This is a genomic window from Cupriavidus sp. JZ107, assembly GCF_053903255.1.
In genome coordinates this window covers 1,155,265-1,178,196 of record NZ_CP096480.1, presented here as the reverse complement: position 1 = coordinate 1,178,196, position 22,932 = coordinate 1,155,265, and the positions used below count along the sequence as shown (strand labels likewise).

The following is a 22,932-nucleotide window of genomic DNA, read 5'->3' as shown; positions in this document are numbered from 1 at the left end:
GGCTTCCTCCGGCGTGGTAGGCGAAGCGGCAAGCGCCGAGCGGGCAATTGCCAGCGTCCAGTATTGGTTTGCGCACTTGCAGTGTCAACCTGGAACTCGGTGGGATTGCCGTGCCGTCTGTGCGTTGCGTCATGCCGAATGGATGGACGCCATGCTCGAGGGCTAGCAGTTGGGCTTGCCTCCGCTCAGCGCCCGCTCGATACACCGGATGATCTCCGTATCCTCGAACGGCTTGTTGACAAAGCAGGCGGCGCCGGCCGCGTAGGCGCGTTGCTCGTGGCCTTGTTCGGAGAACGCCGTCATGAAGATGATCGGCACATGGCAGCCGCGCTCGCGCAGCGCCTTGCACAGCGCGAAGCCGTTCATCCGCGGCATCTGGACGTCGGTGATCACACAGGCGATCTGATTCAGCGTGGACGATTGAAGCAGGTCCGCGGCACCTCCGTAGAGTTCGACCGCCAGGCCGAAGGACCGCACCAGCCTCCCCATGGCATCCCTGACGGAGATGTCGTCGTCGACGATGGCGATCACGGGGGGCGAGGTCACAAGGGATCCTTGAGGAATCGGGCGTTTGCCTAGAAGGTGTGCCGCATGCCGAGCGCAAAGACCTGCGGATCCGCTCCCGCCGCGATGCCCAGCTCGTTGATCGCGAAGTCGTAGGTGGCGTTCCGCTTGTTGTCGATGCGGCTGTAGTACGCATACAGCGCCGTGCGCTTCGACAGCGGATGGTCGTAACCGATTGTCCATTGCGTGGCGCCGGTCTGCGGACCGCTGCGGACGACCCCGATGGTGTCGGTCGATGCGCCGGTGCCATTGGCGGCAAATCCAAAGCCCAGCCGCAGGCTGCCGGCGCCCAGCCGCTGCACCAGCGATGCATACCAGGCGTTGCGCTGCAGATCGCCGCTGGCGGTCCGGTAGTGCAGCCGCTCGTAGACGCCGGCGATCCGCGTGCCGGACAGCACCTGCCACGCCACGCCGAGCTTCAATGCGTCGTCGTTGCGGCCGGCTGCCTGGTAGTGCCGGTGGACCTCGTAGGCGACGCTCGCATCGAACGCTCCGCGCTGATAGACCAACGCTGCGGAGTAGAGCGAAGGATTGCGTGCGACCGTCGCCCTTTCCTCGGGCAGGCCCCAACCGAGCCACAGGCTGGCACCGCCGAAGCGCGGCGACCGGTATTGCACGATGTTTTTCTGGCGGCGATCGAACGAACTGGTGTTCTCGACGTTGTCGGAGCTGGAGGCCGACCCATTGCCGATCAGCGCCATATAGCCGGCGGTGGTCGGGTAGTAAGGGTCGTAGCCCATCGTCGACTCGGTATACGGCGTATGCCAATGGCCGAGGAACAGCAGGCCGTAGTCGCCCTGCAGCCCGATCCGCGAACTGCGGCCGGCGATCTGGCCCTCGCCGGTGTCCAGCGACAGGTTGCTCTCGATCTGCCACAGCGCCTTCAGCGAGCCGCCCAGCGCTTCCTCGCCGCGCAGGCCGAACACCGAGCGGTAGTTGCTCTGGCGCATGCCGCTGGCGAGCGCGGTGCCATCGGTGGCGGTGCTGGCTCGCGTGTATTCGATTGCCGTATTGAGCCGTCCGTAGACGGTGACGGTACTGTCCGCCAGCGCGGGAACGCACGCCATCGACAGCGCGCCGGCGCACAACAGCGCGTCAGTGCGCCGCATCGCCGTCCTTGCGGTTGGCGGCAAGCGTTGGCCCCGGCGTGCCGGTAATCTTCGGCACGCACTCGGAATGGAACCACGCGACGGTGACCGGCTCGCCCGCCAGCATCCGCTTGACCGGCGGAATCAGCTGCTCGCCGATCAGCATGCCAAGCAGGCCGATCAATGCGACCGCCGGCGGCGCCGGCGAGCGAACCTGCATCAGCGCATAGATGATGCCGACCAGAATGCCGGCGCCAAGGGAAACGAGGTAGATCTTCATGGCGGTCTCGTAATCGGGAGGAAATCGGAAAAGAACCGGGCTCAGGTGCGCGTTGGCGGCAGGCCCACACCGAGCAGATGACGCACGCGGGGCGGCTCGGCACCGGTGTGGAAGCGGGCGATGTCGCGCTGCAGGTCCGCGTCGGCATGCGGCACGCGCCGGTGCTGGCGTAGGTGCTCGGCCCACGATTCGACCAGGAACCACTCGGTCAGCAGGTCCGGATCCTCGGGGTCCTCCATTACGCCCCAGTTGAAGGCGCCGTCGCGCAGCCGTTCTTCCGACAGTTGGTGAATGGCCCGCAGGAACGCCTCGCGGTTCTCGGGCGAGACGCGATACTCGATCAGGATCATCACCGGGCCGCGGTCGTGCGCGATCTCGTCGGCCTTCTCCGGCTCGGGCCAGTGGCGTGCCGGACCCAGGTCTTCCTCGCCGCGCGGCAGGCGCACGCGGCGCAGCAGCAGCGTCGCGACGATCAGGCCCGCGCCGGCAATCCACAGCGCATTCGGCGTCCCCAAACCCTGCGCGACGAAGCCCCAGATCAGGCTGCCGCCGGCCAGCGCGCCGTTGAAGACCATCTGGTAGACGGCCAGCGCGCGGCCGCGTACCCAGTTCGGCAGGATGGCCTGGGCCGCGCCGCCCAGCGTCGTCAGCGCGGTAATCCATGCCGCGCCGAGCAGCAACAGCAGCGGCAGCGCGACCCACACCGGCGGTGCGATCGACAGCGCGGCCATGACAGCCGCGGTGACTACCGCGGACAGCAGCACCAGGCCATCGCCGTCGAGCCGCTTCTGCAGTGCCGGCATCGTCAGCGCGCCCAGGATCGCCCCGGCACCCACGGCGCCCAGCAGGATGCCGTAAAGGCCGGCGCCACCGTTGAGCAGCTGGCGCGCAACCAAAGGAAGCAGGGCCCAGACGCTGCTGCCGAACGCAAAATGCACCGCGGCACGCAGCAGCACGATATGCAGCTTGCTGTGCGCCCGCGTGAAGCGCAGTCCGGCCCGGAAAGCGCTGAAGAAATGCTCGCGCAGCGGATCGCTGGGCTGGGCCGGCCGGCGCCACCAGATCAGCGCCGCGATCACGAACAGATAGCTGAGCAGGTCGGCGCCGTAGGTGACCGCCGCGCCGAACGCGGCCAGCAGCAGGCCGCCGGTCGCAGGACCGATGGCGCGCGCGATATTGACGCCCAGTGCATTGAGCGCGACGGCCTGCCGCAGCGTGCTGGGCGGCACCAGCTCGGGGACGATCGACTGCCAGGTCGGGCCCATCATCGCCGCGCCGATGCCGCCGACGAAGGCGAGAGCGATCAGGATCTCGATGGTCAGCGCCTGCCGCCAGGCCAGCAGCATCAGCGTGCCGCTGACCAGCGCCAGGCCGATCTGGATCACGATCAGGAAGCGGCGGCGATCGAGGATGTCGGACAGCACGCCGGCGGGAATCGCCAGCAGGAATACCGGCAGCGTGGCCGCCGCCTGGATCGTCGCGACGGCAGCGGGCGAACTCGACAGATCGGTGGCCAGCCAGGCGCTGGCGACGTCGCGCATGAAGCTGCCGATATTGCCGAGGATGGTCGCGACCCACAGCACCGCGAAGGTCGGCTTGGCCAGCGGCGCGAAGGTGCCGGCCGGGGCCGGTGCGGCCGCGGTCGTGTCGGGTGGCACGCTGGTGCTCATGCCGGCCTCCGCGTACGCCAGTCGTGCCAGGCCACCAGCAGGAAGCCCCCGACCAGGCCCAGATGCTCGAAGAAGGCGTTGGCCATCATGAACTGCGCCTCGGGCGGGGCGCTCCAGAAGCGGTTGGCCAGGAACGTCGCGGCCAGCGTGAAGGCCGCCAGGGCCAGCGCGCCGAGCCAGCGTCCGATACCGGTCAGGATCATCGCGGCGGCCACGAGTTCGAGCGCGATGGTGGCGACGGCCATCGGCACCGCCGGGCTCAGGCCGAAATGCTGCATCTCGGCGACGGCGCCGGGGAAGTCGAACAGCTTGACCAGCCCGCCCTGCAGATACGCCGCGCACAGCAGCAACAGCGCGATCCAGCGCATCGAGCGCGGCAGCGTGCCCGCATCGTCATCGGCCGGGGAAGGCCGGGAGCTCGACAGCATCATGTTGGTTCTCCGGTTGGCGGCTTGCGGGCCGGCTTGCACGTCGGCTTGCACTTGGGCTTGCAGGTGGGACTACCCATCAGAACGCCCAGCACGAGCACCCCAGCGCGCCCCAGAACCCGCTTTCATCGCTGGTCGGCACGTTGGACGTCCACGCCTTCGCGTGCGCGTGGCCATGCACGCCGCATGACGATGCGCAGCCGCAGGCGGTGTTCAGCGCCAGCGTGCGAGCCTGCGCCTGCGGACGCGGCTGGTAGCGGCTGCCGTGGCGGGCAGGGGACCAGTCCGGCATCGGCGGCGGCAGCTCCGGCGCATGCCTGCCGAATTCGGCGTCGCCGTAGACCACCTTGCCGCCGAGCACGGTCATCACCGACGTGATGTCCTGGATGTCGTCGCCGGGCACCGAGAAGTAGTCGGCCGACAGCACCGCCACGTCGGCAAGCTGGCCCACCTGGATCTGCCCTTTCTTGCCGACCTCGGACGAGAACCAGGTATTGGCCTCGGTCCACAGGCGCAGCGCGGTCTCGCGGTCCAGCAGATTGGCCTGCGGATACATCGCCATGCCGCCGACGGTCTTGCCGGTGGTCAGCCAGTACAACGACACCCATGGGTTGTACGAGGCGACCCGCGTGGCGTCGGTACCAGCGCCGACCTTGACGCCGCGCTCGAGCATCTTCTTGACCGGCGGCGTGGCCTCGGCCGCCTTGGCGCCGTAGCGCTCGACGAAGTACTCGCCCTGGTAGGCCATGCGGTGCTGCACGGCGATGCCGCCGCCGAGCGCGGCGATGCGGTCGATATTGCGGTCCGAGATGGTCTCGGCGTGGTCGAAGAACCAGTTCAGGCCCTGGAACGACACGTCGCGCGCGACCTTCTCGTAGACGTCGAGTGCGCGCGTGATGGTCTCGTCGTAGGTCGCATGCAGGCGCCACGGCCAGCGCTTCTCGGCCAGCAGGCGGATCACCGGCTCCAGATCGGCCTCCATCGACGGCGGCATATCCGGGCGTTCTACGCGGAAGTCCTCGAAGTCGGCCGCGGTGTAGACCAGCATCTCACCGGCGCCGTTGTGGCGATACAGATCGTCGCCCTGGCCCGGCCGCACCGACGAGGTCCAGTTCTGGAAGTCGCGCAGCTCTTCCTTGGGCTTCTGCGTGAACAGGTTGTAAGCCAGCCGCACGGTCAGATGGCCCTCGCGGTGCAGCTCCTCGATGATCTGGTAGTCATCCGGGTAATTCTGATAGCCGCCGCCGGCATCGATCACGCCGGTGACGCCGAGCCGATTGACCTCGCGCATGAAATGCCGCGTCGAATTCTTCTGGTACTCGGGCGGCAGCTTCGGGCCCTTGGCGAGCGTCGCATACAGGATGGTGGCGTTGGGCTTGGCCAGCAGCAGGCCGGTCGGGTTGCCGCTGCCGTCGCGCACGATTTCGCCGCCCGGGGGATTGGGTGTGTCCTTGTTGTAGCCGACGGCGCGCAGCGCGGCGCCGTTCAGCATCGCGCGGTCGTACAGATGCAGGATGAACACCGGCGTGTCCGGTGCCACGGCGTTCAGCTCCTCGATGGTCGGCAGGCGCTTCTCGGCGAACTGGTGCTCGGTGAAGCCGCCGACCACGCGCACCCATTGCGGCGCCGGCGTGCGGTCGACCTGCGCCTTGAGCATGCGCATCGCGTCGGCCAGCGAGCGTACGCCATCCCAGCGCAGCTCCATGTTGTAGTTCAGGCCGCCGCGAATGATGTGCATATGGCTGTCGATCAGCCCGGGAATGGCCCGCCGGCCATTCAGGTCGATCACGCGGGTGCCCGATGCCGCGAGCTTCATCACGTCCTGGCGCTCGCCGACGGCAATGAAGCGGCCGTCCGCGATGGCAACGGCATCGGCTTGCGGATTGGCGCGATCGAGCGTGGCGAACTTGCCGTTGACGAGAATCAGGTCGGGTGTCGGATTCGGTGACATGGCGAAGAGTTCCGAAGAGGCGGCCGCGCCGAGCGCGGCGGCCGAGGCGATGAATTGCCGGCGGGTGACTGACATAGGCTCGTGCGTCCGGATCAGGCGTTCAGGAAGGCCAGCAGGTCGGCATTGACCTCGTCGGCATTGATCACGCACATGCCATGCGACGCGCCCGGGTAGACCTTCAGCGTGGCGTTCGGCGCGATCTCGACGGACAGCCGCGCCGCGTTGTCGATTGGCACGATCTGGTCGTCATCGCCATGCAGGATCAGCGTCGGCACCGTCATCTTCTTCAGGTCCTCGGTGTAGTCGACCTCCGAGAACTCCTTGATGCAGGCGTACTGACCGACAATGCCGCCGGCCATGCCCTGCGCCCAGAATGCGTCGATGGTGCCCTGCGAAACCTTGGCATTGGGCCGGTTGAAGCCGAAGAACGGCATCGCCAGGTCCTGGTAGAACTGCGAGCGATTGTCGGCCACGCCCTTGCGGATGCCGTCGAACACCTCCAGCGGCAGGCCGTTCGGATAGGCAGCGCTCCTGGCCATGGTCGGCGGCACCGCGCCGATCAGCACCGCCTTGGCGACGCGTTTGGTGCCATGGCGGCCGATGTAGTGCGCCACTTCGCCGCCGCCGGTGGAATGGCCGACCAGCGTGGCGCCCTGGATGTCGAGCGCATCGAGCAGCGCGGCCAGGTCGTCCGCATAGGTGTCCATGTCGTTGCCGTGTGCCGGCTGATCCGAGCGGCCGTGGCCGCGCCGGTCGTGCGCGATCACGCGAAAGCCCTGCTGCACCAGGAACAGCATCTGGGCATCCCAGGCATCGGCGTTCAACGGCCAGCCATGCGAGAAGACGACCGGACGGCCCGTGCCCCAGTCCTTGTAGAAGATGCGGGTGCCGTCCTTGGTGGTGATCGTGTTCATCGGTTCGTTCCTTGAGTCAGGTGGAAGCGGTGGGGTGGGGGGCGTTCAGCGCGCCGCGACCGGGGCGATCGACTGGTGCGGGGTGGCCGTGCGCTGCTCGGCCTTGTGCACCATCGTGTAGGCGTAGTCCACGCCCATGCCGTAGGCGCCGGAGTGTTCCTTGACCAGCTTCATCACCGCGTCATAGGTGTCGCGGTGCGCCCAGTCGCGCTGCCATTCGAGCAGTACCTGCTGCCAGGTCACCGGCACCACGCCGGCCTGCACCATGCGCTGCATCGCGTAGTCGTGCGCGTCCTTGCTGGTGCCGCCCGACGCATCGGCCACCATGTAGATCTCGTAGTCGCCTTCGAGCATCGCGCACAGCGCGAACGTGGTATTGCAGACCTCGGTCCACAGGCCGGACACCACGACCTTCTTGCGGCCGTTGGCCTTCAGCGCGTCGCGCACCTTCTGGTCGTCCCAGGAATTCATCGAGGTGCGCTCGAGGGTCTTCGCCTCGGGGAACACGTCCAGGATCTCGGGAAAGGTGTAGCCCGAGAACGACTCGCTCTCGACCGTGGTGATGGTCGTGGGCACGTTGAAGATCTTCGCGGCCTTGGCCAGGCCGACGACGTTGTTCTTCAGCGTCTGCCGATCGATCGACTGCACGCCGAACGCCATCTGCGGCTGCTGGTCGATGATGATCAGCTGGCTGTTCTGCGGGGTCAGGACTTCTAGCTTCGGGTTGGCCATCGGGAACTCCTTGGAAACGAGGTTAGGACGAAGTGGGACGAGCGGGACGAGTGGGACGAAAAAGGCGGTGCCCGCATTCGCGGTACGCTAAGCGGGGTAGGCGGCACCGAACCGGTGCGCGATCGGCGGGCGCCGGCGATGCAGCCGACAGAAGACTAGACGGCCCAGGCGTTGGCCGCCATTGACCGATCGTATTAGTTGCCAGTGGCGCGATGGCGGCAGCGCAGTGCGGGTACCGCGGCCGTCCGCGCGTTCACGGGGACGATGGCGGCGGCACCGGGGCAGTCTGCGGCACTAACACAAAGGTATGGGTGGCCCGCCCGGCGCCGCTATGCTGAAATCGGCCGGTCCACGGGCCGCGTCAACGGCCCTGTCTATAATTCCCGAGATCTGTTCGAGCACACTGGAGGACCGACCGTGACATCCCACAGCGAGGCGCATGCTGCCGGCGGCGAGTCGATGGTGCTGATCGTCGACGACGATGCTGGGTTGCGCAATGCACTGGGCAACCTGTTCCGGTCCGTCGGCATCCGAGTGGCGCTGTTTGGCTCGGCAGCCGAGCTACTCGAGTTCGAGCTTCCCGACCTGCCATGCTGCCTGGTGCTGGATGTTCGCCTGCGCGGCCCCAGCGGCCTGGAACTGCAATCGCGCCTGGTGCAGATGGGCGTTCCCATTCCGATCATCTTCATGACGGGGCATGGCGACATCCCGATGACAGTCGCGGCAATGAAGGCGGGCGCGGTGGATTTCATGTCCAAGCCGTTTCGCGATCAGGATCTGCTCGATGCCGTCACGGCAGCGCTGGACAAGGACCGCGCGCGACGGCAAGGCATGCGCCAGATCGAAGCGATCCGCCGTTACTACGCCACGCTGACACCGCGCGAGGCCGAAGTCATGGGGCTGGCCGTCACTGGGCTGCTGAACAAGCAGATCGCGGCCGAGATCGGCATCAGCGAGGTCACCGTCAAGATCCATCGCGGGCAGGCCATGCGCAAGATGAAGGCCCGGACCTTCGCCGACCTGGTGTTGATGGCCCAGCAACTGGGCATCCGGCAGAGCGTGCCGGTCGGCTGAAGCCGCGCAACGCGTGGCTCCACAGAGGGCGAGACATCAAAATATTTGAATAACAAGGCCAAACCGCGGCGCTTCTCCCGCCGCGGCCTCCCTCTATAGTTCAGCACATGGACGACGCGACGGGCGCAACAAGCCCAAGTGCGGCAGCGTCCGAACCGATTCAAATTCGCTGACTAATGAAGGAGAAAGCCATGCCCAAGAACACCGCCCTGAAGATCGCTTCCGCTCTGCTGCTGTCGTTTGCCGGTGCCGGCATCGCGCAGGCCGCGACGGTCCCCGCCGACAAGTACGGCTACGAGTTCCGCACGCCGCAGGCCTACACCGACGGCGCGCGCACCTTCGATGTGCATAGCGATGGCGCCCGCGGCTTCGACCCGTACACCCAGGGCGCGCGCAAGGCCGACCCGTTTGTCGACGGGGCGCGCAAGGTGGCTGGCCTGGATCGCGTGGGCGTCTCCGCAACGCCGGGCCGTGCGGCCGATGCGTATTCCGACGGTGCCCGCGGCTTCGACGCCTTCAGCGAAGGCGCACGCAGCGTCAATCCCTACCTCGATGGCGCCCGGGCCCAGGCCTGAACCGATGCGGCGGGCCGCGTAAATCGCGGCCGTCGCACACGCTCTCTATAATGGCCGCCCACTCGCAAGCAACGGACGGGAGAAGGGCGGTGATGGATCCAGTGCAGGCAGCCCCGATCGCCCCGGCTGGGGGCGGCGCGGGTCAGTCCAGGAGCGCCGCGCCATGACCTCGCCGAACCGTCCCGAGCGACATTCATCGATCGTGTTCGATGCCGCATGGCTTGCCGCCACGACAGCCCACCGGTTGAGCATGGCGGACGGCGTGGTCAGCGAGCGCCTGTTCGATCCTCGTACCCGGACATACTGGCTGTCCCGCAGCGCCTTGCTGGCGTCGGCCGGCGCGCATCGGCAGCTGCAGAACGAACTGCGGCTGGCCCCGCGCCTGCATCCGTCGTGGGCCACCGTACCGATTGCCACCGTCTGGACCGCCGACCGGATGGTGCTGCTATCGGAGGCGCAGCCGTCTTCTCGCACCGCCGCAGCGCGGATCGGTCCCCAACTTTCCATTGCCGCGGTGTTCGAGATCGCCATCGCCGCCGCCCGCGCGTTGGCGGCCATGCACGGGCAGGGGCTGTTGCATGGCGATATCCGCCCGCACAATCTGTTGATCGACGACAGCGGCGCGCTGCGCCTGACAGGCTTCGGCCATGCCGTTCCCGTCGACTTCGACGGGCAATGGGCGTCCCTAACGGTACCGCAACCGGCCCCGCAACCGGCTCCGCAACCGATACCGCAACCGGGCCCCGCCGCGCTGCCGTATCTTGCCCCCGAGCTGGCCCGCGGCGACGCCGCCCGCATCGGCGTGCGCGCCGACTTGTACGCGCTGGGCGTTGCACTGTACGAGTTGCTGATCGGCGCGACCCCGTTCCAGGGGGATTCGCCGGCCGCATGGCATCACGCCCATCTCGCCATCGAACCGGTGCCGCCACAATTTCGCCGCAACGATGTGCCCGGCATGCTGGGCCGCATCGTGCTGAAGCTGCTGGCAAAGAACCCCGCCGACCGCTACGCCAGCGCCGCTTCGTTGGTGTCGGATCTGCTGCGGCTGCGGACCGAATGGGAATCGGCAGGGCGTATTGCGCCGTTCCAGCCCGACGCCACCGTTCCGCCGCCGATCCCGATGCTGCCCGGCCAGCTGTTCGGCCGCGATACCGAGAAGGCACTGCTGACCGAGGTATGGTCGCGCGTGCGCGACAGCGGTAAGTCCGAGCTGGTATTGATCGCAGGCGCCGCGGGTTCGGGCAAATCGGCGCTGGTCGATTGGCTCGGCCGCGAGGCGGGCCTGGATGCGCTGCACTTTGCCAGCGGCAAGAGCGATCAATTGCAGCGCGAGACGCCGTATGCGCCGGTGGTGCAGGCGCTGCGCGCGTTGACGATGGCCTTGCTCGGCGAGGATGAGGCCGTGCTGGCGCCGCTGCGGCAGCGCTGGCTCGACGGGCTCGCGGGCCAGGGCCGCGCGATCGCGCAACTGGTGCCCGAGGCCGAGCACGTGATCGGCGCCACCGCGCCGCTGTCCGAGGTGCCGGCCGCGCAGGCGAGGGCGCGCGTGGACACCGCGATGCTGCGTACCTTCGCCGCCTTCGGCGAGGCTGGCAAACCGCTGGTGCTGTTCATCGACGATCTGCAATGGGCCGACGCCTCGACGGTCAGTCTGCTCGAGGCCTTCACCGCGCAGCCCCCCGACCACGTGCTGCTGATCGGCGCCTGTCGCGAGTCCCCCGCCGGGCAGCAGCCGGGTGCCGGCACCATCGAGCCGCTCGCGGGCCTGCTGCAGCCGGCGCGGCCGGGGATGACGGCGGCAGCGCCGGCAACGCTGATATCCGACGCAACGACGGCCGCAACGACGGCCGCAACGAGCGCCCCGATGGCCGTCAGCCGCATCCAGATCAAGCCGCTGGCGCTTGCCGAGCTGACCGAGCTGGTGGCGGCTGCGCTGGACGAAGCGCCGGCCCGGGTCGCGGAGCTCGCGCGCGCCGTGCGCGCAAAGACCGGTGGCAACCCGTTCTTTACCTACCAGCTGCTGCGCACGCTGATCGACGAAGGGGTGCTGGCCTACGACGGTGCGGCTTCGCTGTGGCAGTGGAACGCGGCCGACCTGGTGCGCCTGCGTTATACCGACAGCGTGATCGACCTGATGATCCGGCGCTTTGCGCGGCTGCCGACCGCCGGCACGCTGCTGCTGCAGCAACTGGCGTGCGTCGGCATACGCTGCGGCGAGGGGCTGCTGGCGGGCATTGCCGGCATCTGTCCGCTGCAGATCGGCCAGCGGCTGCGCCCCTTCGTCGACGCGGGCTTGCTGGATCGGCTGCCCGAGGGCTATGCGTTCCGGCACGATCGCGTGCTGGAGTCGGCGTACTCGATGATCGCGCCGGACCGGCGGCCGGCGATGCACGCGCACATCGCGGCCAGCATGATCGAGCACTGGCAGGAGGAGCTGCCTGACTACGCCTTCGAGATCTGCAACCAGATCGAGCGCGCGGGCGACCATCCGCTGACCGGGCAGCAGCGCGCCGCGTTCATCCATGTCGCGATCGTCGCGGGCCGGCGCGCCAAGCGCGCGGCCGCGATCGAACAGGCCACGCGCTATACCGATGCGGCGTTCCGGCTGATGCCGGCGTCGTGGCGGTCACTGGAAGACCGCTTGCATGACGGTCCGCCTGAGGGGCCGCCTGAGGGTCCGCATGACGCCTCCCATGCGCGGTCCGACGATCGTTCCCCCTACGCGCTGGCCTACGCGGCCAGCGTGCTGCGCTGCGAATGCCTGCTGGCGCAGGCCGATCTTGACGGCGCCCGGCGGGAGATCGATGCGCTGCTGATGCGCGAGCTGCGGCCGATCGACCGGGCCGCCGTGCACCGCCTCGAGGCCGTCCTGCTGACCGTGCGCTGCGATTACGAAGGCGCGATCAATGCGGCGCTGTCCGGGCTCGCGCTGCTCGACGTGCGGTTGCAGCGGGATCCGGCGCGGATTCACCATCGCGCGGCGTACGACGCCGTCGTGGCCGCGCTGGGCGACCGCGCGATCGCGGATCTCGGCGCGTTGCCGGCGACCGACGATCCGCGCATCCGCACGGCGATGGGTCTGTTGTCGACGCTGATCTCGTCGCTGTTCGTGTCCGACGGCATCAGCTTCCTGCATGTCGCCAAGATGGTCGAGCTGACGCTGGAACACGGCGCGACGCCCGAATCGGCCTACGGCCTGTCGTGGTTCGGCGTGTTCGTCGCCAGTCTCTACGATGAATACGACGACGGCCTGGCCTATGGGCTCGCCGCGCTGGCGCTGATCGACCGCCATGGCTACGAGGCGGAGCGCATCGCCACGCTGGTCGCGCTCGACCAGGTCAGCGCCTGGACCCGGCCGCTTCCGTACGCGCTGGAACACGCGCAGCGCGCGGTCGCGCTGGGGCGCGCGTCCGGCGACATCGGCATGGCGTGCTACGCCTGCAACCATATCGCCTCCGACCTGCTGGCGATGGGCGAGCATCTGCGGCTGGTCAAGGAGGAGATCGAGCGCGGTCTCGAACTGACGAGGCTGGTTCAGTACCGCGACATCGAACTGATCCTGCACGCGCAGAGCCACTTCGCGCAGCGCCTGTGCGCCGGCGACGATGCAATGGCCGAGGACGGACCGATGGCGGCGGTGCGGACCAGTGTCAAGGAGCGGCTGCGCCTGAGCAACTCGTTGCCGACGCGCTTCTGGATCTGGCTGTATGACGGCATGGCGGCGGCATACCTGCACGACTGGGAGCACGCGAGCCGCAGCCTGGCGCAGGCGGAGACCTTGATCTGGTCAGCTCCCGCGCATATCAACGTGGCGGATTGCCGCCTGTTTCTGGCGCTGTCGTATGCCCGCGGTCCGGCGGCCGCACTGGATCCCGACGAGGCCATCGCCGCGCTGCAGGGCCAGCGCGAGCGCTTTGCGCAATGGGCTTCGCTCAATGCGCTGACGTTCCAGAGCAAGCTGTCGCTGCTCGATGGCGAGATCGCGCGGCTGCGCGGCGACCCGCTTGCCGCGCTGCTCTGCTACGAGCGCGCGGCCCACGCCGCGCAGGCCGCCGGCTTCGTGCATGAACAGGCGCTGGCCAACGAACTGGCCGCGATGCTGTGCGAGAGCCACGGTCTGCATACCGCGGCCCGTCTGCACTACCGCGGCGCGCACGACGGCTACCGGCGCTGGGGCGCAGACCACAAGGCGGCACGGTTGCTGGCGCGCTATCCCGATCTCGACGCCGGTTCCGACGGCAAGGCAAGCCCCGCGGTCCGTTCCGGTGCGGCGCTGCCCGCGGCGACGCGCTCTCTCGGTATAGAGGCCGCGCAGGCGCTGTCGGGCGAGGTCGTGATGGACCGGTTGATCCAGACGCTGATGACCAATGTCGTGATGCATGCCGGCGCGCAGTACGGCGTGCTGCTGCTGATGCATGGCGACCGGCCGATGATCGAGGCAACGGCGCGGGTCGCCGACGGACGCGTCGCGGTGACGCTCGCCACCGCCGCGCCGACTCAGTGGGCGTTGCCGCTGACCGTGCTCAATACCGTGCTCAGGACGCAGCGGACGCTGGCGCTGGCCGACGCGGCCGTCGAGGCGCCGTCGATCCGCGAGCGCGCCGGCACCGTCGGGCCGTTGCGTTCGGTGCTGTGCGTGCCGCTGATCCGGGGCGGCGGCTTGATCGGCGCCTTCTATCTGGAGAACAATCTGGCGCCGGGCGTGTTCCATGTCGACTGCGTCGCGGAACTGGAGGTACTGGCGCCGCAGGTCGCCATCTCGCTCGAGACCGCGCGGCTCTACGAACAGTTGATCGACGAGAACACGCGCCGGTTGACCGCCGAGATGAACCTGCGCACGGCCCGCGCGGAGCTGGCCCGCACCTCGCACCTGACCGTGATGGGCACCCTCGCCGCGTCCATCGCGCACGAGGTCAATCAGCCGTTGACCGCGATCGTGGCATCGGTCGATGCGAGCCTGCGCTGGCTGAACCGGCCGGCGCCGGAGCTCGGCGAGGTCACCGAAGGGCTCGTCCAGATCAAGCAGAATGGGCTGCGCGCGGCCGACATCATTCGCGCGCTGCGGTCGCTGGCGAAGCAGGCGCCGCCGGTGCTGGCCCACCTGCGGCCGGACGACGTGGTGCGCGAAGTGCTCGAGATGGTGCGGATGGATATCGACGAACGAGATGCCCGCGTCACCGTGCGGCTCGAGGCCGGTGCGGCGACGGTCGAAGGCGACCGGGTGCAGCTGCAGCAGGTCGTGCTGAACCTGATTACCAACGCGCTCGATGCGATCGATGGCACGCCGGCCGAACGGCGCGAACTGATCGTCGCGTCGCGGCGGGAGCGGGGGCAGCAGGGGCAGCAGGATCAGGTGGTGGTCAGCGTGCAGGACCGCGGCGAGGGCATCGCCGCGGACGCCGCCGAACGGATCTTCGATCCGTTCTTCACGACCAAGGCGAACGGCATGGGCATGGGCCTGGCGATCTGCCGCTCGATCGTCGAGGCGCATGGCGGCACGCTGGAGGCGAGGCGGGTCGAGCAGGGCGGCAGCGTATTCGAGTTCCGCCTGCCATTGGTGGCGGGTTAGCGGCGCGGCAGCTGCCGGTCACGCAGCGGCAAAAAAAAACGCGCGCAAGGCGATCGGCCTGCGCGCGTTCGTGCCGGTCAGGCGGCAAGCGCCCGGTGCTAGGCGACTGTGCGCACAGGCAGCGAACGGATCCGCTTGCCGGTGGCGGCAAAGATCGCGTTGCACAGCGCCGGCGCGACCGGCGGCACCGGCGGCTCGCCGACGCCGCCCGGCGGCACGTCGTGGCTGCCGTTGACCAGATGGGTGCGAATCACCCGCGGCGAGGCGTGGTGGCGCAGCACCTCGTAGTCGTGGAAATTGCTCTGCTTGACGCGTCCCTTCTCGAAGCTGATCTCGCTGGACAGTGCGAGGCTCAGCCCCATGATCGCGCCGCCTTCGAGCTGCGAGCGGATCCGTTCCGGGTTGATCTGCGGGCCGCAGTCCATCGCCATGTCGACGGCGACGACCTGCACCTCGCCCTTGTCATTGACGGCGACCTCGATCACCGCGGCCGTATAGCTCATGAAGCTGTAGCAGAAGGCCAGGCCCAGGCCATGCCCGCGCGGCAGCTTGCGGCCCCAGCGCGCGCCGCGCGTGGCGGCCTCGATCACGTCGCGCAGCCTGCCCGTGTCATAGGGATAACGCTCCGGCGATTCGGTGTAGTTCCAGCTGTCCGCCATCGTGCGCGGATCGATCTTGCGCGCCGGGCCGATCAGGTCCAGCGCGAACTGCTTGTGATCCTTGCCGGCGCGATGGGCGAGTTCGGCGATGAAGCACTGCGCCGCAAATGCGTGCGGGATATTGGACACCGAGCGGAACCAGCCGATGCGCGCGTGGGCCTCGACTTCCGCGGTCTCGACGCGTACGTTCGGAATCCGGTACGGCATGTTGATGGCCGACATCCCCAGCTCGAACGGCTGCTGGCCCTTGGCCCCCGCCGTAAACAGCGAGCCGATGGTCGGCGCGGCGCTGCGGTGCAGCCAGGTCTGCGGGCGCCCGTCCTTGCCGACCACCGCTTCGAGCCGCTCCACCGACACGGTGTGCAGGTAGTCGTGATGGATGTCGTCCTCGCGTGTCCATACCAGCTTGACCGGCGTGCCGGGCATGGCCTGGGCCACGACCGCGGCCTCGTCGACGAAGTCGGGCTTGGACTTGCGGCCGAAGCCGCCGCCCAGCAGCACCACGTTGACGCGCACGTCCTTGGGCTCGAGCTTGAGCCGCTTGGCGACGGCGGTCTGGGCGGCGACTGGATTCTGGACCGACGTCCATACCTCGGCGGTCTTGCCGCTGACGCGCACCGTCGCCACCGGCGGTTCCATCGAAGCATGGGCCAGGTGAGGCAGGTAGTACTCGGCCGCGTAGCGCTCGGTCTCGGCGCTCTTGTTCCAGGCGGCCGGCGCATCGCCCTCGTTGCGCACCACCTTGCCGGGTTGCCGCGCCGCGGCTTCCAGCGTGCGGCGATAGGCGACCGAGTCGTAACCGGCATTGGGGCCGTCGTCCCACTCGATCTCGAGCGCGGCACGGCCCTGCATCGCGGCCCAGGTATTGCGCGCCACCACGGCGACGCCGCCCAGCGGCTGGAAGGCGGGGGCGCCGGCAAACGGCGGGATCTCGACGACCTTGAGCACGCCCGGTACGGCCAGCGCCTTGTCGGCGCGAACCGCACGCACCTTGCCGCCGACCACCGGCGGCCGGGCGACCACGGCATAGACCATACCGGGCAGGCGCACGTCCATGCCATAGGTGGCCTGGCCCTTGCCGATCGCTTCCAGATCGACCAGGCGGACACGGTCCTTGCCGATATAGCGGAACTGGTCGGGGGTCTTCAGCTTGAGCGTGCCTTGCGCGGGGACCGGCTGCTTCGCGGCGTCGGCGGCAAGCTCGCCATAGGACAGGCGCCGGCCCGTCGGCAGGTGGACCACCTCATGCCGTTGCGCGCGGACCTCGCCGACCGGCACCGACCAGCGCGCCGCGGCGGCGGCCTCCAGCATCTGCCGCGCCGCCGCACCGACACGCCGCATCGGCATCAGGAAATGCCGCACGCTGCGCGAACCGTCGACGTTCTGATTGCCGTAGCGCGTCTCGTTGGCCTCGGCCTGGACGATCTTCACGCGGTCCCAGTTCGCCTCCATCTCGTCGGCGACCACCATCGGCAGGCTGGTCCGCACGCCGGTGCCCATCTCGGCGCGATGCGCGACGATGGTCACCGTGCCATCGGCGGCGATCGAGACGAATACCAGCGGATCGGACACGGTGCCGCCCGGCATCGAGTCCGCGCCATATTTCTTTGGCGCGTCGTCGTCGGCGCGGGCCAGGCCGATGACGCCATTGGCGCCGACGACCAGCGACAGCGTGCCGAGCGCGGTCCCTTGCAGGAAGCCGCGGCGCGAAAGGTTCGGGGTCACTGCCGAGGTCATCGTCGAGGTCATGGTCGGCTCGTTCGCGCGCATCACTTGCCCCCCTTGGCCAGTTCGCCGGCCGCCTGCTTGATCGCCGCGCGGATCCGTGGATAGGTGCCGCAGCGGCAGATGTTGCCGCTCATCGCTTCGTCGATCTGGCGTTCGTTCGGCGCGGGCGTCGCCTTCAGCAGGCTGACCGCCGACATGATCTGGCCGGCCTGGCAATAGCCGCACTGAGCTACATTGTTCTCTACCCAGGCCTTCTGCACGACGCGGCCGACGCGATCGGCTTCCACGCCTTCGATCGTTGTGATGGCGTGCCCGTCCGCGGCGGAGACCGCGGTAATGCAGGCGCGAATCGGCGAGCCGTCCATATGCACCGTGCAGGCGCCGCACAGTGCCATGCCGCAGCCGAATTTGGTGCCGGTCATGCCGAGCTCGTCGCGCAATACCCATAGCAGCGGGGTATCGCCCGGAACGTCGATTTCCTTGATCTGGCCATTGAGTTGGAGGCGTGCCATGGCGAAATAGAGGTCGGTGGGGTAGGGTTCGAGGAATGATTGTCGGAGCCCGGGCAGCGACGGCATGCGCCCGGATTGCGCTCCGGCGCAATGATATTCGCATATGGCGTTTCCCGCATCGTGCGCAATCGGCAAGCACTGATGCGTCGGCTCGCCGGACTACTTCGAAGCGCACGGCCTGCCGACCTCGGCCGAAGACCTGCTGCGGCACAACCTTGACGAAACCCGATCTGCGCGAGGGGCGCCTGCGCAGCGTGATGGCGGCCCATTGCCCCAGGTTTCCGGGGCTGTTCGCCTACGATCCGAACCGCCGCAATGCGTCGAAGGCGTTGACGCTCGTGGTCGACGCGATCCGGTGGCGGGATGGAAACGGATCGCGGCAACGCGGAAAGCGGGGCCGGCTGACGCCGTGCCCCGCTTTCAATACCACGGACGGGACCCGCTCAGGGCTTGACCGCGATCGCGCCGATCTCCACCGCCACATCGCGCGGCAGCCGGGCCACCTGCACCGTCGCGCGCGCCGGCGTGACGCCGGTGAAGTAGGTCCCGTAGACCTCGTTCATCTTGGCGAAGTCGTTCAGGTCCTTCATATAGACCGTGGTCGAGACGACGTTGGCCATCGTCATTCCGTCGGCCGCCAGCACGGCCTTCAGGTTGTCGAGCACCAGCCGGGTCTGCACCTCGATCGGCGCGTCCTTCATCAATTCTCCGGTCTTCGGATGAATCGGGATCTGCCCGGCCAGGTACAGCACATTGCCGGCGCGGACCGCCTGCGAATAGGGCCCGATGGCCTTGGGCGCATCGGGCGACGAGACGGCGCGCAATGCGCCGCCTTGCTGGGCGCAGGCGGACAGCGATGCCACGCCGCAAATCGCGGCGGCAATCAAAGCGATCGATCGTTTCATGGGCTGACTCTTGTTGGAAAGGAGGGAGGTCGGTTATGCCATGGCGCCGGACAGATTCCACATCGAGTCCACCAGCCGGTCGATGTCGTTCGCGTCGTGCCACAGGTGCGTCGAGATGCGAATGCCGTAGTGCTGCGCGGGCGCGCCGATGACTTCGAAATTGACCGAGCGGATCACGAAGCCCGGCGAGAAGTCGCTCAGCATCCGGTTGACGAACGTCGTGGCCTTCTGCTGGTTCATCGCATCGTCGCGATTGCGGAACGGGTTGAAGCAGGTCAGCGCCGACACCAGCTTCGGATCGTCCTTCGGCGAGTACAGCGAATCGATACCCCAGCGCTCGACGATCTTTTCCTTCAGATAGGCCGACAGCGTCAGATCGTAGGTCTCGATCTTCTTCCTGCCGATCGAATCCCACATTTCGCAGGCCCGTGCCAGCGCACGGAACATCGGCACATGCAGGCTGCCGCAGGAGGTCACCGTGGCGGCGATATCGTAGGCGCCGCGCGGCTGCTGCCTGGCGTAGGAACTGGTATGGATCGGGAACCAGTCGGGCAGCGGCAGCGGGTTCGATGCGCGCATCTTGTTGCGGATGACCAGGATGCCGGTCGAGCCGGGGCCGCACTGCCACTTGTGGCCGGCGCCGGACATGAAGTCCATGCCGAGGGCGCCGTAGTCATACGCCATCATGCCGGGCAGGTGCGCGCCGTCGACGATGCTGATCAGCCCGTGCGCCTTGACCACCTCCATCAGGTCGGCGATCGGCAGCATGGTGCCGGTCTTGTAGGTCGGCGACGACCACATCATCGCGCGCACCCGCTTGCCCTGGCCCTTCAGGGCACGGATCCGCTCGTCGAACAGCTGCACATAGGTGCTGGCGCTCTGGCGGTTGCCGGTCGGCAGCTGGATCATCGACACCTCGATGCCATAGCGGTCGACCGCGATATTGAGCGGCGTCAGGCCGCCGCCGTGCTCGTGGTTGGTGGTCACCACCACATCGCCCGGCTCCCACTTGATGCCGAGAATCGCATGGCACATGCCCGACGAGGTGTTGGCCGAGAAAGCGAGCTCGTCGCGATCGACGCCGAAGCCCTTGGCCACCGCCTCGCGCAGGTCGGCGAGGTTGCCGTAGCCGCTGGAGGAATCGGCCGCCTTGGCGAAGTTCTCCTGCTCGAAGGTATCGAGCACGACCTGCGGCATCGAGCCGCCGGTGCCGATGTTCATGTAGACCTTCTCGGGCTTGAGCACGAACATGCCCTGAACCTGTGCCCAGAAGGCTTCGTCCTGCGTCAGCTGCGAGCGCAGGTCCGATGCCTGCGCCGATGCATCGTTCGAGCAGGCGCTGATCAGCGGCCCCAGCGCCAGCGAGCCGGCGCCATAGGCCAGCATCCGAAGAAATTCGCGCCGCTTCGGTGTCCACGTCGCCAGGTCTTCCGCCTGCCATTGCGTCGCGACTGCCGGTCTCTGCGTTTGCTTCAGCTCGTCCATGGTGCTCTCCCGTTTCGGTCCAACGATCTCGGTCCAACGATCGGCGCATCGGCGCATTGCGTATTTGAAGATTCGACCATTCGAACATTCGAACATTTGAACGCATGGCGCCTGTCCGAAAAAAGTCTACGCAAACTACGGTCCAAGCATCAGGACGACTTTCCCCTACGCAGTAATACCGAGAGCGCGGTGTGCAGGCACGCAGAAGGGCAATGCGCAAGCAAGGCGCGCCTGCGCGTTGCGCCGCGACAGTGCGCTCGCACCGTGCGGCGGCACCATCGCGGGGATCGTGCCCCAGGAAGGAGAGAAGCCTCAGCAGTCCGTCGCCAATGCCTCGTCGGCCAATCCGACGGCATGCAGATCGGAGAAGTGAACCGCGTACTTGACGAGCTCCGCGCGCCCGCCGACCTGCAGCTTGCGACGGACATGCAGGCGATGCGTCTCGACCGTCCGCACCGAGGTGCCGAGCCGCTCGGCGATTTCCTTGTTGGAGTAGCCCTCGGCCACCAGCTTCAGCACCGTGGCTTCCTTGGGTGTCAGCGTCCGCCGCGATGACGGCGGCGGCTCGTCGGTCCGCAGGTACGCCTGCAGTTCGGTATTGAGATAGGTGCCGCCAGCGGCGACCGTGCGGATCGCGGTCACCAGCTCGTGTGCCGGCGCTTCCTTCAGGACATAGGCCGCGATGCCGAGCGCGAAGGCGCGGCGCACGTACTCCGGATCCTTGTGCATCGACAGCGCGACGACGCGTATCGAAGGAAACCGCTCGGCAAACCGCGTGGCGAGCTGCAGGCCGTTGGCGTCCGGCATGTGAATGTCCGATACAACCAGGTCGGGACGCCGCTGCTCGGCCACCACGATGGCGTCCTCGACGTTGGACGCCTCGCCGACCACCGTCATTTCGCCGGTGGCCTCCAGACGCAGGCGGACGCCGTCCAGCACGAACGGATGGTCATCGACGAGCAGCACACGCAGGTTCGAGGTCATGCAGCAGGGCTCCTTGCAGGGGGGCGGCGGGCTGGATAGCGGGCGGGGTATCGGCCTGAACCGCGGGCGGAACGGCGGGCTCGGGCGGGCGCAGCGCCAGGCGTACCTCGACACGTGTGCCGTCCGCTCCGGTATGGATCGCGAAGTCGCTGCCCTCCAGGCTTTCGATGCGCTCGCGCATATTGCGCAGGCCGATGCCGCCCTGGCGGTCGGCGCGCACCTTCTTCAGATCGAAGCCCCGGCCGTTGTCCTCGATCGTCAGCGCGACATGGCGGTCGGTACCGCTCAGCGCGATCTGGACCCAGCCGGCATGGGCGTGGGACAGGGCGTTGTTCAGCGCCTCCTGTGCGACGCGGAACAGCGCCGTGGCCTGCGCCTCGGACAGCGCCGGTATCGCACCGTGTTCGGCGAAGCGCAGATCGACCGGGCACTGTGGCCGCAACTGTTCGACCAGCATGCGCAGCGCGGCGGCCAGACCCAGGTCGCTCAGCAGGGCCGGATGCAGGCCGTGCGAGACGCGCCGGATCTCGACCAGCGCCTCCTGCAGGCGGCCCAACCCCTGCGCCAGCAGTTCGTGCGGGGCGTGGCGGCGTGCCGGCGGCGCGACCTGTTTCTGGTCTTGTCCTTGCCCTTGTTCCTGTTCCTGCTCGAGATGGACCTGGGCGGTCTCCAGCAGGTACTTGGAGGACACCAGCACCTGCACCACGCCGTCGTGCAGCTCGCGCGCGACGCGGGCGCGTTCCTCCTCCTGCGAGCTGACCACGCGCCGAGCCAGCCGGCGCAGCTTCTCGCCGGAGATCCGCGAGTTGTGCAGATTCAGCGCGAGACCGCCCAGGCTGATCAGCATGATCGAGCCGAGCGCGAACGCGCTGATCCGGATCTGCGTATCGCGCAGCGTGCGGGCGGCATTGGCGTCGAAGGCAGCGAGTTCGCGCTCGATGTCGTCCATATAGAGGCCGGCGCCGAGGATCCAGCCCCATTGGTCGGCGGCGCGGACATAGGACATCTTCGGCGCTTCGGTACGCGACGAAGGCTTGATCCAGTTGTATCGAACAATACCGCCGCCGGCGCGCGCCTTGTTGATCAGCATCATCGCCTGGTCGCTGCCGGTATCGGCCGGATCGCAGAAATCGACGCCGTCGATCCCCATGCTGCCCGGGTTCAGCAGCACATTGCCGAGCCGGTCGTAGACGAAGAAGTAGCCGTCGTTGCCGAAGTGCATGCGGGACAGCGCGGCCAGCGCCTGCTGCTGCAGGTCCGCCTCCTCGCCGCTGCCGTGGGCGATGCGCACGAGCGTGGCATGCCCGAGTTCGACGTAGTGGCGCAGCTCCTTTTCCTTGCTGGCCACATAGACCGCCTGCACCTGCTGGCGGTCCTGCCGCGAATGGCTGACCATCTGGTACGAGACTGCCCAGGTCACCAAGACGAAGACCACCAGCATGAAGGCCGCGAACAGCGCGACCGTCCGCATGCGGATCGTCAGGCTTTGCACACGTGGGGGCAAATGGATCATCGAGGGGGCGCCCAAGAGCCGGTCGTATTCGGATTCGGCAAGCCGTGGGGATGGCCGCCGACGAAACACCGAGGCGGCGTCGACCAAATGCCGACGCCGCCGAACAAATCGATTCCTCCCAGTTCGATTTATCGAATCAGCCCGCTGCGCGATTTCAGTGTCCGCGCTTTGTCAGGCTGATTCTCGACCCCTCGCGCCGATCGACGAACAAGGACTGTTTGGTCGATTGGCATGACGAAAGCTATGACGTTTTGTGGCAAAAGGCAAGCGGTGTGCCAATGCCGGCCAGGCCTTGCCGCAC

17 protein-coding genes are annotated in these 22,932 nt (G+C 67.8%); 3 read left to right on the top strand and 14 right to left on the bottom strand.

What is annotated here, in order from left to right:
* Positions 1-162 precede the first annotated feature (162 nt).
* The 8 genes from M1D55_RS05005 to M1D55_RS04970 form a co-directional block, all read right to left on the bottom strand.
* Positions 163-531: a response regulator gene (locus M1D55_RS05005; protein WP_006577517.1), complete on the bottom strand. Its 369-nt coding sequence runs from the start codon at positions 529-531 to the stop codon at positions 163-165.
* A gap of 44 nt (positions 532-575) precedes the next feature.
* Positions 576-1,673 (bottom strand): porin, encoded by a 1,098-nt coding sequence (locus tag M1D55_RS05000; RefSeq protein ID WP_064575209.1) that lies wholly within the window; start codon positions 1,671-1,673, stop codon positions 576-578.
* Positions 1,660-1,932 carry a XapX domain-containing protein gene (locus M1D55_RS04995; protein WP_006577519.1) on the bottom strand — a complete coding sequence of 91 codons (273 nt, stop codon included), beginning with the start codon at positions 1,930-1,932 and terminating at the stop codon, positions 1,660-1,662. Before M1D55_RS04995 ends, M1D55_RS05000 begins: the two co-directional genes overlap by 14 nt.
* Before the next feature lie 41 nt (positions 1,933-1,973).
* Positions 1,974-3,602, bottom strand: coding sequence for an MFS transporter (locus tag M1D55_RS04990; RefSeq protein ID WP_456280276.1), 1,629 nt, complete (start codon positions 3,600-3,602; stop codon positions 1,974-1,976).
* A complete protein-coding gene (locus tag M1D55_RS04985) occupies positions 3,599-4,030 on the bottom strand; it encodes a DoxX family protein (protein WP_456281306.1) in 432 nt (143 codons plus the stop codon). Before M1D55_RS04985 ends, M1D55_RS04990 begins: the two co-directional genes overlap by 4 nt.
* A 79-nt stretch (positions 4,031-4,109) precedes the next feature.
* Positions 4,110-6,056, bottom strand: coding sequence for an amidohydrolase (locus tag M1D55_RS04980; RefSeq protein WP_023264665.1), 1,947 nt, complete (start codon positions 6,054-6,056; stop codon positions 4,110-4,112).
* Positions 6,057-6,073: 17 nt separating this feature from the next.
* Entirely contained in the window at positions 6,074-6,895 is an 822-nt protein-coding gene (locus M1D55_RS04975) for an alpha/beta fold hydrolase (RefSeq protein WP_064575216.1), read from the bottom strand.
* A gap of 45 nt (positions 6,896-6,940) precedes the next feature.
* Complete coding sequence (locus M1D55_RS04970) at positions 6,941-7,627, bottom strand: hydrolase (protein ID WP_006577525.1); 687 nt, start codon at positions 7,625-7,627, stop codon at positions 6,941-6,943.
* Between the two features lie 459 nt (positions 7,628-8,086).
* Here M1D55_RS04970 and M1D55_RS04965 point away from each other — a divergent pair, with 459 nt between their 5' ends.
* The 3 genes from M1D55_RS04965 (at position 8,087) to M1D55_RS04955 (ending at position 14,845) form a co-directional block, all read left to right on the top strand.
* The gene (locus M1D55_RS04965; protein ID WP_456280275.1) at positions 8,087-8,701 is read left to right on the top strand and encodes a response regulator transcription factor; all 615 of its coding nucleotides are present in this window, start codon (positions 8,087-8,089) and stop codon (positions 8,699-8,701) included.
* Between the two features lie 191 nt (positions 8,702-8,892).
* The gene (locus M1D55_RS04960; RefSeq protein ID WP_232205153.1) at positions 8,893-9,276 is read left to right on the top strand and encodes a hypothetical protein; all 384 of its coding nucleotides are present in this window, start codon (positions 8,893-8,895) and stop codon (positions 9,274-9,276) included.
* 163 nt (positions 9,277-9,439) lie between these two features.
* Positions 9,440-14,845 (top strand): trifunctional serine/threonine-protein kinase/ATP-binding protein/sensor histidine kinase, encoded by a 5,406-nt coding sequence (locus tag M1D55_RS04955; RefSeq protein ID WP_456280274.1) that lies wholly within the window; start codon positions 9,440-9,442, stop codon positions 14,843-14,845.
* Positions 14,846-14,943: 98 nt separating this feature from the next.
* On the opposite strand, the gene M1D55_RS04950 is transcribed toward M1D55_RS04955, so the two are convergent.
* From M1D55_RS04950 to M1D55_RS04925, 6 genes are all read right to left on the bottom strand, one after another.
* On the bottom strand, positions 14,944-17,253 hold the full coding sequence (locus tag M1D55_RS04950; RefSeq protein WP_456280273.1) for a molybdopterin cofactor-binding domain-containing protein: 2,310 nt from the start codon (positions 17,251-17,253) through the stop codon (positions 14,944-14,946).
* 20 nt (positions 17,254-17,273) lie between these two features.
* Positions 17,274-17,744: a (2Fe-2S)-binding protein gene (locus tag M1D55_RS04945; RefSeq protein WP_006576107.1), complete on the bottom strand. Its 471-nt coding sequence runs from the start codon at positions 17,742-17,744 to the stop codon at positions 17,274-17,276.
* A 443-nt stretch (positions 17,745-18,187) separates the two neighbouring features.
* Positions 18,188-18,649, bottom strand: coding sequence for a RidA family protein (locus M1D55_RS04940; protein WP_023264299.1), 462 nt, complete (start codon positions 18,647-18,649; stop codon positions 18,188-18,190).
* A 33-nt stretch (positions 18,650-18,682) separates the two neighbouring features.
* The gene (locus M1D55_RS04935; RefSeq protein WP_006576105.1) at positions 18,683-20,134 is read right to left on the bottom strand and encodes an aminotransferase class V-fold PLP-dependent enzyme; all 1,452 of its coding nucleotides are present in this window, start codon (positions 20,132-20,134) and stop codon (positions 18,683-18,685) included.
* Positions 20,135-20,446: 312 nt separating this feature from the next.
* Entirely contained in the window at positions 20,447-21,118 is a 672-nt protein-coding gene (locus tag M1D55_RS04930) for a response regulator (protein WP_456280272.1), read from the bottom strand.
* Positions 21,084-22,622 carry a cache domain-containing protein gene (locus M1D55_RS04925; protein ID WP_456280271.1) on the bottom strand — a complete coding sequence of 513 codons (1,539 nt, stop codon included), beginning with the start codon at positions 22,620-22,622 and terminating at the stop codon, positions 21,084-21,086. The genes M1D55_RS04930 and M1D55_RS04925 overlap by 35 nt, the downstream gene beginning before the upstream one ends.
* Positions 22,623-22,932 lie beyond the last annotated feature (310 nt).